At 73.3% G+C, this 14,483-nt stretch carries 11 protein-coding genes and 3 pseudogenes; 8 read left to right on the top strand and 6 right to left on the bottom strand.

All coding sequences use genetic code 11. From position 1 onward, the window contains the following. Positions 1 to 297: 297 nt before the first annotated feature. Both sigJ and GR130_RS29950 read left to right on the top strand, forming a co-directional pair. The gene (sigJ, locus tag GR130_RS29945; protein WP_159507601.1) at positions 298 to 1,215 is read left to right on the top strand and encodes an RNA polymerase sigma factor SigJ; all 918 of its coding nucleotides are present in this window, start codon (positions 298 to 300) and stop codon (positions 1,213 to 1,215) included. Between the two features lie 198 nt (positions 1,216 to 1,413). Beyond that, on the top strand, positions 1,414 to 2,694 hold the full coding sequence (locus GR130_RS29950; RefSeq protein WP_236573656.1) for an MFS transporter: 1,281 nt from the start codon (positions 1,414 to 1,416) through the stop codon (positions 2,692 to 2,694). 46 nt (positions 2,695 to 2,740) lie between these two features. Here the strand turns inward: GR130_RS29950 and GR130_RS29955 are convergent, their stop codons facing one another. Both GR130_RS29955 and GR130_RS29960 read right to left on the bottom strand, forming a co-directional pair. Continuing rightward, positions 2,741 to 3,100, bottom strand: coding sequence for a GntR family transcriptional regulator (locus tag GR130_RS29955; protein ID WP_159507602.1), 360 nt, complete (start codon positions 3,098 to 3,100; stop codon positions 2,741 to 2,743). Position 3,101: 1 nt separating this feature from the next. Then, positions 3,102 to 4,088 (bottom strand): DUF1648 domain-containing protein, encoded by a 987-nt coding sequence (locus tag GR130_RS29960; RefSeq protein ID WP_159507603.1) that lies wholly within the window; start codon positions 4,086 to 4,088, stop codon positions 3,102 to 3,104. A 101-nt stretch (positions 4,089 to 4,189) separates the two neighbouring features. Between GR130_RS29960 and GR130_RS29965 the strand changes: the two genes are divergently transcribed. Then, positions 4,190 to 5,719 (top strand): helix-turn-helix domain-containing protein, encoded by a 1,530-nt coding sequence (locus GR130_RS29965; RefSeq protein ID WP_159507604.1) that lies wholly within the window; start codon positions 4,190 to 4,192, stop codon positions 5,717 to 5,719. A 297-nt stretch (positions 5,720 to 6,016) separates the two neighbouring features. Here the strand turns inward: GR130_RS29965 and GR130_RS29970 are convergent. After that, a pseudogene (locus GR130_RS29970) lies at positions 6,017 to 6,397 on the bottom strand (alkene reductase); the annotation flags it as partial. Between the two features lie 24 nt (positions 6,398 to 6,421). On the opposite strand from GR130_RS29970, the pseudogene GR130_RS29975 reads away from it, so the two are divergent. From GR130_RS29975 to GR130_RS29990, 4 genes and pseudogenes are all read left to right on the top strand, one after another. Next, positions 6,422 to 6,907: pseudogene (locus GR130_RS29975) on the top strand (MarR family winged helix-turn-helix transcriptional regulator). 140 nt (positions 6,908 to 7,047) lie between these two features. After that, positions 7,048 to 8,127 carry a glyoxalase superfamily protein gene (locus tag GR130_RS41050; protein WP_236573658.1) on the top strand — a complete coding sequence of 360 codons (1,080 nt, stop codon included), beginning with the start codon at positions 7,048 to 7,050 and terminating at the stop codon, positions 8,125 to 8,127. Positions 8,128 to 8,377: 250 nt separating this feature from the next. Further along, positions 8,378 to 8,704, top strand: a pseudogene (locus GR130_RS42110) (thiamine pyrophosphate-binding protein); the annotation flags it as partial. Between the two features lie 310 nt (positions 8,705 to 9,014). Then, positions 9,015 to 10,328, top strand: a complete 1,314-nt coding sequence (locus tag GR130_RS29990; protein ID WP_201305046.1) for an MFS transporter — start codon at positions 9,015 to 9,017, stop codon at positions 10,326 to 10,328. 122 nt (positions 10,329 to 10,450) lie between these two features. Here the strand turns inward: GR130_RS29990 and GR130_RS29995 are convergent, their stop codons facing one another. Beyond that, positions 10,451 to 11,404 (bottom strand): LysR family transcriptional regulator, encoded by a 954-nt coding sequence (locus GR130_RS29995; protein WP_159507605.1) that lies wholly within the window; start codon positions 11,402 to 11,404, stop codon positions 10,451 to 10,453. Positions 11,405 to 11,516: 112 nt separating this feature from the next. Between GR130_RS29995 and GR130_RS30000 the strand changes: the two genes are divergently transcribed. Beyond that, positions 11,517 to 12,020 (top strand): hypothetical protein, encoded by a 504-nt coding sequence (locus tag GR130_RS30000; protein WP_159507606.1) that lies wholly within the window; start codon positions 11,517 to 11,519, stop codon positions 12,018 to 12,020. Between the two features lie 15 nt (positions 12,021 to 12,035). Here the strand turns inward: GR130_RS30000 and GR130_RS30005 are convergent, their stop codons facing one another. Both GR130_RS30005 and GR130_RS30010 read right to left on the bottom strand, forming a co-directional pair. Beyond that, on the bottom strand, positions 12,036 to 12,839 hold the full coding sequence (locus GR130_RS30005; protein ID WP_159507607.1) for a VOC family protein: 804 nt from the start codon (positions 12,837 to 12,839) through the stop codon (positions 12,036 to 12,038). Positions 12,840 to 13,036: 197 nt separating this feature from the next. After that, positions 13,037 to 14,185 carry an acyl-CoA dehydrogenase family protein gene (locus GR130_RS30010; protein WP_159507608.1) on the bottom strand — a complete coding sequence of 383 codons (1,149 nt, stop codon included), beginning with the start codon at positions 14,183 to 14,185 and terminating at the stop codon, positions 13,037 to 13,039. Positions 14,186 to 14,483 lie beyond the last annotated feature (298 nt).

Genomic DNA, 14,483 nt, shown 5'->3' on the forward strand with positions numbered 1-14,483 from the left:
CACGACCACGGCGCCGCGCCGGCGGCGCTTCCGCGGCCCCCTGACCGCCCACCCCGGTCTCGTGGCCCGGTACACGAGGGGGCACGATCTTGACCGAGGGCGCCCGCGCCGCGTACCGCGCGGGCGGCGCCCGCGGAGATGCCGGCCGTCCGGTGAGCCGGTGGCCGGACAAGGAGGCGTGGCGGGTCGGGACCGGCGCGGCGGGCGGCCCCGCCCGACGTCTCGTGTCACACCTGCACCCTGGCGTCCGTCATTGCGGTGACGGACGACAACGGAGGAAGAGGGCGGAAGCGAGCGATGGACGAGAACGACGGGACGGGCACCCCCGGCCGGGACGACCGCGAGTGGCTGGCCGAGCGGTTCGAGGAGCACCGCGGCCATCTGCGGGCGGTCGCCTACCGGATGCTGGGCTCGCTGAGCGAGGCGGACGACGCGGTCCAGGAAGCGTGGCTGCGGCTGAGCCGGGCCGGCGTGCACGGCGTGGAGAACCTGGGCGGCTGGATGACCACCATCGTCGGACGGGTCTGCCTGGACCAGCTCCGCAGCCGCCGGGCACGGCGCGAGGACCCCCTCGGCATCCACGTCCCGGAGCCGATCGTGAGCCGCGAGGACGGCCCCGACCCCGAACAGGAGGTGCTGCTGGCCGACTCGGTGGGGCTCGCGCTGCTCGTCGTCCTGGAGACCCTGGCACCGGCCGAGCGGCTCGCCTTCGTCCTGCACGACATGTTCGCCGTCCCCTTCGACGAGATCGCCCCGATCGTCGACCGCTCCCCCGCCGCCGCCCGCCAGCTCGCCAGCCGGGCCCGCCGCCGGGTGCAGGGCACCGCCCCGGCCCCCGACACCGACCGGGCCCGGCAGCGCGAGGTGGTCGGCGCCTTCCTCGCCGCCTCGCGCGGCGGCGACTTCGACGCGCTGCTGGCGGTCCTCGACCCCGATGTCGTGCTGCGGGCGGACAGCGGACCCGGCGCCCCGGGCGCCTCGCGGCTGGTCCGCGGTGCCGCCTCGGTGGTCGAACAGGCCCTGCTCTACTCCCGGTTCGTCCCGTTCGCGCGCCCGGCACTGGTCAACGGGGCGCCGGGGCTGGTCACCGCGCGCGGCGGGCGGCCGTTCTCCGTCATGGGCTTCACCATCGCGCACGGCAAGATCGTGGAGATCAACATCCTGGCCGACCTGGCCCGGCTCGAACGGCTGGACCTGACGATCCTGGACGAGTGAGGGCCGGGGACCTCGTCCCTGCTTCGAGAGCCGTCGAGAGCCGTCGGGACCTGACGATGCCGGACGAGTGAGAGCCGGGGGGCGACGGCCGTCGGGACGACACGACCGGGGCCGGTCCCCTACGGCTCAGCCGCCCCCGTGCGCGTCCGGCGTCCGCTCGATCGCCGGGCCGAGGGCCCGCCCCCTACGCTGACCGCCGTGACGGCCACCCCGGAACCCGCGTCCCCATCCCCCCTGCCCGCGCAGCCCCCGCCCGAACCCGCCGTCCCCGCACCGCCGTTGCGACGCGACCGCCGGTTCGCGCTGCTCGCCGCCGCCCGCACCGTCTCCGTCCTCGGCAACGGCTTCGCCCGGGTCGCGCTGGCCTTCGCGGTGCTCGCGCTGCCGGGCGCGGGCCCGGGCCGGCTGTCGCTGGTGCTGGCCTGCCAGGCGGTGCCGCAGCTGGCGTTCGTCCTCGTCGGCGGGGTGATCGCGGACCGGTTCTCGCGCTCCCGGTTGATGGTCGTCTCGGATGCCGTGGGCGCCGCCGCGTACGCGGGCCTGGCCGCGATGGTGCTGACCGGGCACGCGCCACTGGTCGGGGTGTGCGCACTGGCCGTCCTGGCGGGCACCGCCACCGCCCTCTTCGCCCCGGCCATGGACGGCGTGCTGCCGCTCCTCGTTCCGGCCGCGGGGCTGCAACGGGCCAACGGGCTGCTCCGGGTCGCCACCAACAGCTCGATGCTGCTGGGGCTGGCGCTGTCCGGTGTGACCGTCGCCCTGGTCGGCGCCGGCTGGGCGCTGGCGTTGAACGCCGCGTCCTTCCTCGCCAGTGCGCTGCTCATCCGCGGCCTGCGGCTGACCGCGGTGCCGCGGTCAGCCGCCTCGTCCGGGTGGGCCGATCTCCGCGACGGCTGGCGGGAGTTCGCGGGCCGCCAGTGGCTGTGGGTGGTCGTCGCGCAGTACTCGGTCGTGGTCGCCGCGCTCAACGCCAACGCCGGGGTGCTGGGGCCGCTCGTGGCCGAGCGCGATCTGGGCGGTGCGCGCGCCTGGTCGGTGATCGTCGCCGCGCAGGCGCTGGGCACCATCGCGGGCGCGGGGCTGACCGCGCGGCTGCGGGTGCGCCGCCCGGTGCTCGTCGCCGTACTGGCCACCTTCCCGCTCGCGCTGCCGCTGGCGCTGCTCGCCGTACGGGCGCCGGTGGCGGCGGTGGCGCCGGCGATGTTCTGCGCCGGTGTCGCCGCCGATGTCTTCGGCGTGCTCTGGGCCACCACCATCCAGCAGGAGGTCCCCAAGGAGGCGCTCTCCCGGGTCAGCTCCTACGACTGGTTCGGCTCGCTGGCGTTCGCCCCGCTGGGGCTCCTGGTCGCCGGCCCGCTGGCGGCGCGGATCGGCGCGGGCCACGCGCTGGCCGGCTGCGCCGCCCTGGTCGTCCTGGCCACCGCGGCGGCGCTGCTCGCCCCGCAGGTGCGCGGCCTGCGGAGCGCGGCGGCGGGCTGAGCGCAGGACGGGGGCGGCACCGGCTCCGCCGCCCCCGCCGCGGCGCTCACCGCCCCGCCAGCCCCGTCCGCACCACCCGCACGATCTCCTCGTCGGAGAGGCCCAGCCCGCGCGCCTCGGCGATCAGGCGCTCGGCGGTCTCGCCCAGGCGGGCGCGGGCCGGGGAGGCGGCGCCGGTGACCACCGCGCCGCGCCCGCGGCGGAGTTCGATCAGGCCCTCCTCCTTGAGGCGCTGGTAACCGCGCAGCACCGTGTGGACGTTGACGCCGAGCGACCCGGCGAGTTCCCGGGCGGCGGGCAGGCGCTCGCCGGCCGCCACCGTGCCGTCGGCGATCGCCCCGCGGACCGAGCCCGCGATCTGGTCGCCGAGGGGGACGGACGAACCGGGGTCGACACGGAAGAGCACGTCAGCCTCCTTGCGGTGAACGGGCGCGGTCGAGATACGTGTTGAGCACCGCGGCGGCGGTGGCCGCGTCGTCGACGGTCACCACGAACTCCCGCCCGTTGGTCATCCGCAGCACGATGCCGTCGCCGGAGCGGAGCACCAGGCCGCTGCCGCCCGGTCGGACACGGTAGCCCCAGCCGCCGAACTCCGTCCCGATCGAGATCCGGCGGCTGGTCACCTCCACCAGCCGGCCGAGCGGTATGCGGCGGAGCCGGCAGGGCACCAGCGTCGGGGCGAGGGTCAGGCCGCGCCGGTCGACCGTCACCCGGACGGAGGCAGGGAGGATGATCAATATCGAGCCGAGCACCAGGGCCGCGCCGGCGGCCACGTCGGCGAGCGCTCCGATGGCGACGCCCGTGCACAGTGTGAGGACGCCCAGGACGGCCAGCGGCGTCGAGCTGACGGTGCGTGACCAGCCGGCGGTCATCCCGTCGGGCAGGTCGAGCCGGGGAGCGGCGCCGGGCGCCGGGCGCTCCGCGGGCGGTTCGGCGCCGGCCAGCAGCCAGCCGAGCCCGCCGGCCGCGGCGGCCACGGCGAAGGTCACGGCGAGCTGCCAGAGCGGCAGCCGGACGGTGGAGGCGTCGGTGACGTCGACGTTGCCGAGCAGGGTCAGCACGCCCGGATAGCCGGTCGCGGCGGCGGTGGCGTACCCGGCGGCGGTCAGCGACCGGCCGCCCTGGGCGGGCACCCGCCGCTGGACGCACACGACGACCGCGGTGCCGAAGACGAGCAGCAGCACCAGGCACACCGTCAGCAGGCCCTGGGCCGAGGAGTAGCCGTCGGCCCGGCCGTCGTCGCCGAAATGGGTCGCGAGACGGGCGGGCAGCCGGCCGGCCGTCGCTGCGTAGAAACCTCCGAGCGCCACGATCGCGGCGACGAAGGGGAATGCGGCAATCCAGCCCCGCGGGCGGTTGTTCGCGGGCAGGGCCGAACGCGTGGATCGCTTCATGGCAACCTCCAGTTGTTCGCATTCTAGTAGAACAACCGGCGATAGAGCAGCCAGGGATCACCGGTGGCGCACCCATCTCATATCTGAGATACGGTCACCCCATGGCAGACGACTACCTCGTACGCATCGGCAGGCTCATCCGTGACGCCCGGCAGCACCGGGGCTGGACGCAGACGCAGCTCGCCGAGGCCCTCGGCACCAGCCAGAGCGCGGTCAACCGCATCGAACGCGGCAACCAGAACATCAGCCTTGAGATGATTGCCCGCATCGGCGAGGCCCTGGACAGTGAAATCGTCTCGCTCGGCTACGCCGGGCCGATGCATCTGCGGGTGGTCGGCGGACGCCGGCTCTCCGGCAGCATCGACGTCAAGACGAGCAAGAACGCCTGTGTCGCGCTGCTGTGCGCGACCCTGCTCAACGCGGGCCGGACAACTCTGCGCCGGGTGGCCCGCATTGAAGAGGTCTACCGCATCCTGGAAGTGCTGGGCAGCATCGGCGTCCGCACCCGCTGGATCAACGAGGGCAACGATCTGGAGATCGTGCCGCCCGCCGAACTCGACCTCGGCGCCATGGACTTGGAGGCGGCCCGCCGCACCCGCAGCGTGATCATGTTCCTCGGTCCGCTGCTGCACCGGATGGACCACTTCAAGCTGCCGTACGCGGGCGGCTGCGACCTCGGCACCCGCACCGTCACACCCCATATGACCGCACTGCGGCACTTCGGCCTGGAGATCACCGCGACCGACGGCACCTACCTCGCCGAGGTCGACCGCACCGTCGCCCCCAAGCGCGCCATCGTCCTGACCGAACGCGGCGACACCGTCACCGAGAACGCCCTGCTGGCCGCCGCCCGGCACGACGGCGTCACGGTCATCCGCAACGCCTCGTCCAACTACATGGTCCAGGACCTCTGCTTCTTCCTGGAGGAGCTGGGCGTCCGGGTCGACGGCGTCGGCACCACCACCCTCACCGTCCACGGCGTCGCGAAGATCGACCGCGATGTGGACTTCTCCCCCTCCGAGGACCCGGTCGAGGCAATGAGCCTGCTGGCCGCGGCGGTTGTCACCGAGTCGGAGCTGACGATCCGCCGGGTCCCGGTGGAGTTCCTGGAGATCGAGCTGGCGGTCCTGGAGGAGATGGGCCTGGACCACGAGCGCAGCACCGAGTACCACGCCGACAACGGCCGCACCCGGCTCATCGATCTGACCGTCCGCCCCTCCAAGCTCCAGGCTCCACTGGACAAGATCCACCCCATGCCCTTCCCGGGGCTCAACATCGACAACGTCCCGTTCTTCGCCGCCATCGCGGCCAGCGCCCAGGGCCAGACCCTGATCCACGACTGGGTCTACGACAACCGCGCGATCTATCTGACGGACCTGAACCGCCTCGGCGCCCAGGTCAAGCTGCTCGACCCGCACCGCGTCCTGATCGACGGCACGACCCGCTGGCGCTCCGCGGAGATGATGTGCCCGCCGGCCCTGCGCCCGGCCGTCGTCGTCCTCCTGGCCATGATGGCCGCCGAGGGCACCTCCGTCCTGCGCAACGTCTATGTCATCAACCGCGGTTACGAGGACCTGGCCGAACGCCTCAACTCCATCGGCGCGCAGATCGAGACCTTCCGGGACATCTGACCACCGGATGCCGCCGCACCCTGACCGACCTGCGCGAACCGAACGCGGGCCCGTAGGGGATGCGGCGGCATCTGTGGGGGCGTCAGAGGCAGTGCGGAGCCGACCTCTGATCGGCCTTCGGCCGAAGCCGTACCGGCGGCACCGAATACCGACACAGGCGCGAGCACGAGCACTATCGCGAACACGAGCACCGGCACCGGCACCGGCACCGGCACGAACGCACACAGCGCGATCACGCTGGTGCGAGACGGACGCGGACAGGCCACAGGGCGGCGGCGGACGTCAGCCCATGGTCGGTTAGTCGGTGTAGCCGCGGTGGTCGCCGCCGTAGAAGGTGGCCGGGTCCGGGGTGTTGAACGGGCCGCCGGCGGCGAGGCGGCGCGGGAGGTCGGGGTTGGCCGGGAACAGCGCCCCATAGGCGATCGCGTCCGCACTGCCGTCCTCGACCAGGGCCAGCGCGTCGGGCCCGGTGGCGTCGGGGTGGGTGAACGGGTTGAGGACGAACGTGCCGGGCCACGCCTTGCGCAGCCGCGGGGTCAGGGTACGGTCCGGGCTCCACAACAGGTGCAGGTAGGCCAGTTCAAGGCCGGCGAGCCTGTCCAGCAGCGCCCCGTAGACCTCGCCCAGGCCGTCCTCGGCCATGTCGTTGTACGGGTTTCCGGGACGCAGTCCACACCGGAGGCGGGCAGGGGCTCCGCAGGGATCAGGCAGGACGCCACCGTCCCGGTGCCGGCCGCGGCCAGTGGCGGGCCGGTCAGTCACGCGATCTTCCGCCTGGCCCGCCTGCACCGCATGTTCGCCGGACAGCTGCTCCGCCGCATCGGCCTGCACCCCGGCCAGGAACTGGTCATGATGCACCTGTGGTAGCTCGGCCCCCAGCGTCAGACCGACCTGGTGCGCCTGATGGACTCCGACGCCGCCACCATGACCCGCACCGTACGGCGCCTGGAGCAGGCCGGCTTCGTCCGTCGCCGCCCGTCGCCCACCGACAAGCGCGCCTCACTCATCGAACCGACAGCGGCCGACCACGCCCTGCGCCGCGAGGTCGAGCAGGTCTGGAGCCAGCTCGAAGACCTCTCGACGGCGGGCCTCACCGCCGACGAGAGGACAGCGGCCCTGCACACCCTGGAACGCTTGGAGCAGAACCTCGCGCAGGCCGCCGTCGACGCCACGGACGCGGAGCGTTAGCGCAGCCGCGGCCGCAACAGGGCCATGGGCATGGGGTGTTGACGACCCGTCGGGGAGGGACCGCAGGGCTGTCGCGCGTGATCCGCTCCGACGGCCGGTCGCCCGGGGCTCCCCGTTTCTTGTGAAGGCCCACAAAAAGGATGGCTGGCTTCGCGGGCACACCAGAGGTGGCCAAGCGCCACCTCCGGAAACTGTCGACCCTGCTGACCTGGACGCGCGAAGTCGCACCGCACAAGCAGATCGGCTACTGGGATCTGCTCGGCAACACCAGCCGCGCCTCCTACCCGTTGGCCCGCACCCTGACGACGCACGAGGACGTCTTCCTGCCCAGCCGCTACACCAGCTCGACGGACAGCGAGACCAGCTGGCAGCACAGGCTCGACCAAGCTCACACCGAGGCGCAGCAGATCGCCCCCGGCAAACCCGTATACCCCGTATCTGTGGCCCCAGTTCCGAGACCGACTGCGATCCGGACAGAACCGGCCCCCCGCGCCCTGGTCATACGAGCTTCGCGCCTGCGGCAAGACCACGAAGGCCGTCGTCCTGTGGGGAGGCGGCCCGCACGGCAACAGCAACACCGCCTGGCTCGACGTGCTCAAGCGCTTCATGACCCACGGCTCGTGACACATCGAAGCGGGACCGGCCCGCGCCTTGAGAGCGCGTATGGCCGTTCGCTCTCCGAGCGTGGCCGCTCGCGTCGACCCTGGATCCGAGATCTCGATCCGCCGAGGTGGGCGAAACCCTCCCCGGGCCTCGGCCCGGCGGTGCCGGTCCTGCGGGTGACGTCCGCCGCGCAGGCGCTGCCGCTCTCCCTCGACTACCTGGGCTTCACTCTGGACCGGGAGCATCGGTTCGAACCCGGGCCGCCCTTGTACGCCCAAGTGTCACGATGTGACGCCGTGTTGCATCTGTCCGAGCACCACGGTGACGGCAGCCCGCACGGCGTGGTCCGGCTCCCGGTGCGCGATGTCGCCTCACCGCACAAGGAGTTGCTCGGCCGGCAGAACGCCCGAGTCCGCCCGGAGATCGCCCCCGACACCCCCGGCGGGCCGACGATGGAGGTCATCGACCCCTACGGCAACATCCTGCGCCTCACCCGGTCCACATCGACACGCCAACCCCATGCACCGGAGAGCGTGCGCTCTCCAACGGCACGCTCTCCAGCCAGGTTGGAGATCCCTGCAGGCCGGCTCCCCGACCTCCCGTCAGAGCGCCATTGACAACTGGAGCCGGTGTCACGGCGTCGATCCGCGCCGCGCCGGAGTGTGCGGACCGGGATCCGCCGGGCCGTCGATATCTCCGGTGCCGCCTGATGGCCGCCGGCCCGCGCGCTGCTGCCCGAGAAGCCTGACGTCGCATCGATAAGGGCGCCTTATCAACTCAGAAAAAGCTGGTATTGGACCGGTCCGGCTTTTCCCCGCCAAGCTGGCTCCACGTCATGAACGAACCGCCGTGGAGGACCAGTTGCGCATGACAGCAGCGGAAGTCATCGCCGACGCGATGGTGCGGCACGAGGTCCGCGAGGTGGTCGGCCAGAGTCTGCCCTCGGCTTTCCTACTGACTGCGGAGGAGCGCGGAATCCGGCAGGTGGCATATCGAACGGAGAACGCGGGCGGCGCGATGGCGGACGGTTTTGCGGGCGTGGCACACCGGCCCGCTGTCGTTGCGGCGCAAAACGGTCCCGTCGCGACACTTCTGGTACCGCCGCTGACCGAGGCCATGAAATCCTCCACGGCGATCGTCGCCATCGCCCAGGACGTTCCGGTGGAATTTCGTGACCGGAATGCCTTGCAGGAACTGAACCACTTCACGCTTTTCGCTTCCTGCGCAAAGTGGGTGCGGCGACTCGACGACCCCGAACGCGTCGACGACGACGTCGACATGGCGTTCACGGCGGCGGTGCGCGAGGCGGCGGAACTGCCGGCCCGGGCGCGGCGGCCGGTCGTGGTCGCCGGTGGCCGGGTGCCCGGTTCCGACGCGTGCGCACAGCTCGCAGCCCTGCAGGAGACCGCCGCCCTCCCCGAGGTCACCACCGCGACGCGCGCACCCGCCGTCCGACCGCCGACAGGCCCCGCCCCCATTCCCGCCATGTACGGAAGGCCATCCCATGGCACGTCGCAGCACCTCCGACACTCCCCGGCGCGCCGCCTCCGCCGCTCCGCCCCGTGCCGGGGCGGCGAGCGTGGCCATGACGAAGCCGCCGTCCCGCACCACCGGCGGCGAGCCCCGGCCGACCACCCCCTGGGGCCGATTCGCCCTCCTGTACGCGGTGTTCTTCATGATGGGCGCCGAGATGTATCTCGTCTCGCCCTTCCTGCCGACCATCTCGCGGGATCTGCACACCTCGACCGCGGCGGCGGCCGCGGTGGTCACGTCCTACGTCCTGACCTACGCGATCGCCGGACCGGTCCTGGGCGTGCCCGCCGACCGTGTGGAGCGCAGGGTGTTCATCACCGCCGGCGTCGTCGTCTTCCTGGTCGGCAACGTGCTGTGCGCCCTGGCACCGACGCTGGGCACCCTGATCGCCGCCCGGGCCGTGACCGGGCTGGGAGGTGCCGCGGCGGCACCGGCGATCTGGGCCTACCTGGCCGAGCACAGTGCCCCCGAGCGGCGCGGCAAGGCCGTCTCCTGGGGCGCCTCGCTCTACTCGCTGGGGCAGGTGCTGGGCGTCCCGCTCGGCACCGCGGTCGCCGGGCTGTCCAGCTGGCGCTGGCCGTTCGCCGCCATCGGTGTCGCCCTGGCCTGCGCGGTTCCGGTGCTCGCCACCCGGTTGCGCGGCGCCCGGCCGGGCGGCGGACGCAGTTTCGCGGCCGTGCTGCACCCGTGGGCCGACTCACGTATCCGGCTGGGCCTGCTGGCCACCGCGCTGCTGCAGGCCGGCCGGCTCGGCGCCTACACGTTCGCGGGCGTGCTCTTCTCCCAGCGCTTCGGCTTCTCGCTCGGCGACCTCGGGCTCGTCGGCCTGCTGGTGGGGCTCGCCTCCGTCGTCGGCTCCACCCTGACCGGCCATCTCGTCGGCCGGGCCCGGGCGCGTGGCCGCCACGAGATCTGGCTGTCGGTGGGGTGGGCGGTGGTCTTCTCCGGGGCCGTGGTCGTCGCGGTGACCTCGACCGTCCTGTGGTTGAGTCTGGCCGCACTCTTCGTGTGGTTCCTTGTGGGCGGGGCCTTCTACAGCACCCAGCAGTCGTATCTGAGCACGGTGGACCCCACCCAGCGGGCCTCGGTGGTCTCGTGGAACAACTCCATGATGAACGCGGGTATCGCCGTGGGGACCAGCCTGCTGGGCTCGCTCGCCCTCGGCGGGTTCGCGTTCGCCTCGCTCGCCGGCGCCTTCGCTCTGACCGCGGCCGCCTGTTCGTTCGGCGTCGTGCTGTGCGCCCACCGCCCTGTCGGACCCGGGCCCGGCCGGTGCCGAGGCTGACCGCGTCGCCGGAGCGGAACCGGCCGCACAACAGCGGCCGGAGAGCGCGGTCTTCGGTGCGTGACGGGACAAGCCGGCGTGTCCGGGGTGCGGTGAGAGCCGCCTCGCCGCACCCCGCACGATCAGCCGGGGCCGCCCTGGGCCGGTTCCGCCGACCGGTCCGCCGGACCCGCCGCCCGGGCTCCCGGGCGCACCTCGACGGCCGCCTGCCGGCAGAACGCCACGAAGTCCCTCACCGTCGGCGAACCGTCGCCCTCCCGCCACGCCACCGACACCGACACGGTGGGCCGGCTCCCGGTGAAGTCCCGCACCACGGCACCCGGCGGGCACAGTTTCACCGCGCGTCTGCGGCCGAGCACCGAAACCCCCGCGCCACCGGCGACGGCGGCGAGGATCTGCTCGGACTCCGGCTCTTCCTGCATGACCCTGGGAGCGCGGTGCGGCCACACCTGGCGCACGATCTCGTCGTAGAACGCCGTCCCTTGGTGCCGCGGCCAGAGCACCACCGGCTCGTCGGCGAGGTCGTCGGCGCGCAACGAGTCGCCTTCCGACAGGCGATGTCCTTGGGGCACGACGGCGACCAGTTCCTCCGCACCGAGCCGGAGCGAACGCACCCCCTCCTCCCGCACCGGCCCGCGGACGAATGCGACGTCGACGCTGTGGTCGCGGAGCAGGTCCAGGTTCCACGTCGTCCAGCCCGTCATCGCCTCGACGTCGACCCGCGGGTTGAGTCCCCGGAACCGGCGGACGAGTTCGCCGGGGTTCAGGTCGGCACCGGACCGGGTGTAGGCGACGCGCAGTGCGCCCAGCCTGCCCTGCGCGGCCGCACGCACCGAACTCCGCACGGCGTCGCAGAGGTTGAACAGGGCGGGCACCTCACGCGCCAGCGCCTCCCCGGCGGGCGTCAGCCGGACGGCCCGCCCGCCCCGGTCGAAGAGCCGAGCGTCCAACTCGCGTTCCAGCACCTTGATCTGCTGGGAGAGGCCGGGCTGCGCGATTCCGATCTCCGCTGCGGCCCGTCCGAAATGCAGGTGTTTCGCCAGAACGGCAAAGTACTGTAACCGGCGCAGTTCCACAGCCTTCTCCCCCGTCAGATCCGCCCGCGGCCGCAGCATATTCCCCGCCGAAACCACGGCGCGTCCGGGCTTCGACAGCGTCGCTCCCCCGTGCATCCAGCGGTGGGATCAGGTGATCCGTCAGGACAGCTGGATCGCCGAGTACCAGCACCGCGGCCTGCCGTGCAGCGTCCCCGGTCCATGTACGCATGCAGCGTCCCCGCTCCCTACACGGCGGAAGAGGCGGTCGTGCACCGGCTGGTCGGCACTCGCCCTGTACCGGCTGGTGGGGCTGGCCGCCGCCCAGGTCACCGTGTCCTTCGCCGCGCTCAGGGAAAGTGTCGACAGCCGCAGCGCGGCAACCGCTCCGTCCGTGGTGAACTCCGGTGTCTTCCTCGCCTCCGCCGTCATCCAACCTCTCTTCGGCCGCCTGCTGGACGCCGTCACCGACGACCCGTCACACCGGACCCTGGGTGACTGCCGCCTCGCCCTGCTGCTGCCCCTGGCCGTCAGCCTCCTCGGCCTCCCGGCCGCCTTCCGCATGCGGGAGACCTACGGCGTACCCCTGCGTCCCGAGCCGGCGGCAACACCCGACGGCACCGGGGCGCGGTGTGCAGCCGCCGACCGCGGCATCTGATCCGCCCCACCACCGTCATCCACGCGGCACCTCCGGGGCGAGGACGACGAACTCCGCACCGGCGGGGTCCGTGCAGACGGCCATCCGGCCGACGCCCTCGGCGGTGTGCGGGCCCATGTGCACGGCGCCGCCGTGGTCCTTGACCAGGGTGGCCGTGGCGTCGCAGTCGGCGGAGCCGAACACCGGGTGCCAGTACGGTGTGCCGCCGTCCCGGAACATCTCCGGGACCTCCATCAGGCCGCCGTGCATCCGCTCCTCGCCGCAGCCGGCGGGCGTGAGAAGGGTGTAGGTGCCTCCCTGGCCGCCGGGGAGCGGCACGTCCTGGGCGGACCAGCCGAGGACGCTGCCGTAGAAGCTACGGGCGGCGGCCCCGTCGGTGGTGTACAGCTCGGTCCAGCTCAACTCGCCGGGGCCGTCCGCCGCCTCGAAGCCCGGATACGCCGCGGGCTGCCACACGGCGAACCGCGCGCCCTGCGGGTCGGTGAACCGGGCGTAGTGCCCGTCGCCGGCGCCGACCGCGGTGGGCGGGGTGTGGACCTCGCCGCCCGCCTGCCGGACAGCCTCGGCGGTGGCCGCCGCGTCAGGAGTGTGGAAATAGACCGTCCAGGCCGGGCGGGCACCCTCCTCCGGGAGCGGGCCGACCGCGGCGACGACCTTCCCGCCGAGCCGGAAGAGGGTGTACCCGCCCTCCTCCTGGTCGCCGTAGGCCGCGGGCTCCCAGTCGAAGACCGCGCCGTAGAAGGCGGTCGCGGCGCGGAGGTCGGGCGCGCCCAGATCGAGCCAGCACGGCGAGCCGGGGACGAAGTCAGTAGTGATCATGGTGATCGCCTTTCGCGGGTGCTCGGATGTCGGATGCTCGGATGTCGGAGGCTCGGAGGCTCGGATGCGCCGCGGAGACGCTCCCCGGCGCAGGCGGATCTCTCCGTGCCTTCAGCCTGACACCCACCACTGACAATCGCCCGCCGGCGGGCAACTGGCCCCCGGCCGACCCCCGTTCACCCCCGGTACGGCGCAGGTCACGCCTGTACCGCCGGGCCGGCCGTGCGGTACAGCTCCTTCGCGATGATCGAGCGCTGGACCTCCGTGGCGCCCTCGTAGATGCGCGGGGCCCGCACTTCCCGGTAGAGGTGCTCCAGCAGGTGGCCGCGGCGCAGCGCCCGCGCGCCGTGGATCTGGACGGCCGCGTCGACGACGTACTGCGCGGTCTCGGTCGCCAGCAGTTTGGCCATCGCCGAGCGGCGCGCGATGTCGGGGGCTCCGGTGTCGTACGCCGACGCGGCGGCGTAGACCAGGAGGCGGGCGGCCTCGACGCGGGTGGCCATCTCGGCGAGCTGGTGGCCGACCGACTGGAGGTCGCGGAGCGGTCCGCCGAACGCGGTGCGCGCACCGGCGTGCGCCAGCGCCGCGTCCAGGGCGGCCTGCGCCATGCCGACCGCGAACGCGCCCACGCTCGGCCGGAAGAGGTTCAGGGTGCGCATCGCGACACCGAACCCGCCGCCGACCTCGCCGAGCACGTCCGCCCCGGTCACCGGGACCCCGTCGAAGACCAGCGTGCCGATGGGGTGCGGGCTGAGCATGTCCAGGTGCTCGCCCGTCAGGCCGGGCCGGTCGGCGGGGACCAGGAAGGCGGTGATGCCGCGGGCGCCGGCCGCTCCCCCGGTACGGGCGAAGACGGTGGCGAAGTCGGCCTCGGGGGCGTTGGAGATCCAGCACTTCTCGCCGGTCAGCCGCCAGCCGCCGGTCCCGTCGGGTACCGCGGCCAGAGCCAGTGCGGCGGCGTCCGAGCCGGCGCCCGGCTCGCTCAGCGCGAAGGCGGCGACCGCCCGTCCCGCGGTGACCTCCGGCAGCCAGCGGGCGCGCTGGGCGGCGGTGCCGGACTGCACGATCGGATAGGTCCCCAGCCCCTGGAGCGCCAGCGCGGTCTCCGCCTCCGTGCACTCCTGCGCGAGGGACTCCCGCAGCAGGCACAGGTCCAGGGCGCGCAGGTCACCGTCGGCGGGGAAGAGGCGGCGCAGCAGGCCCAGTTCGCCGAGCGCGGCGACCAGCGGACGGTTCACGCGGCCCGGCTCCCCCTTCTCCGCGAGCGGGCGCAGCCGTTCGGCGGTGTCGGCCCGCAGCCGGGCGCACCACTCCTGTTCGTCCGGTCCCAGCGCGAATGCGGTCACGAGCGGCTCCCCTGGTAGCGGTACCGGTGGCGGCGGTCGGTCCGACGGTCGTCGACGGCGACGCCGGCGCGCGGCCGGATGCCGCGGAGGCTTATCGCGATCTGTTGACTGCCGTCACGAACACGTTACGCTGACGACCGATCCGTACGGCAGTCCCCGACCCGTCCCCGCCCGCTATCCGTCCGGCGGGACCGGCCCCGGAAGCGGCCCAGGCACGGCCGTACCGGCCCGCTCCCCGCCCCCTCTCCTCCACCCCTCTCCCGGCCGCCCGTCGGCCACCCGGCCCAAGGGGGCGCAC

This window comes from Streptomyces sp. GS7, from assembly GCF_009834125.1.
In the GTDB taxonomy this organism is placed as follows: domain Bacteria; phylum Actinomycetota; class Actinomycetes; order Streptomycetales; family Streptomycetaceae; genus Streptomyces.

Bases quoted from the DNA above. Each gene is read 5' to 3' on its own strand.
- sigJ (WP_159507601.1), top strand. From the start codon at position 298: ATGGACGAGAACGACGGGACGGGCACCCCCGGCCGGGACGACCGCGAG.
- GR130_RS29960 (WP_159507603.1), bottom strand. From the start codon at position 4,088: ATGAAGCGATCCACGCGTTCGGCCCTGCCCGCGAACAACCGCCCGCGG.
- GR130_RS29965 (WP_159507604.1), top strand. From the start codon at position 4,190: ATGGCAGACGACTACCTCGTACGCATCGGCAGGCTCATCCGTGACGCC.
- GR130_RS41050 (WP_236573658.1), top strand. From the start codon at position 7,048: ATGGCTGGCTTCGCGGGCACACCAGAGGTGGCCAAGCGCCACCTCCGG.
- GR130_RS29990 (WP_201305046.1), top strand. From the start codon at position 9,015: ATGGCACGTCGCAGCACCTCCGACACTCCCCGGCGCGCCGCCTCCGCC.
- GR130_RS30005 (WP_159507607.1), bottom strand. From the start codon at position 12,839: ATGATCACTACTGACTTCGTCCCCGGCTCGCCGTGCTGGCTCGATCTG.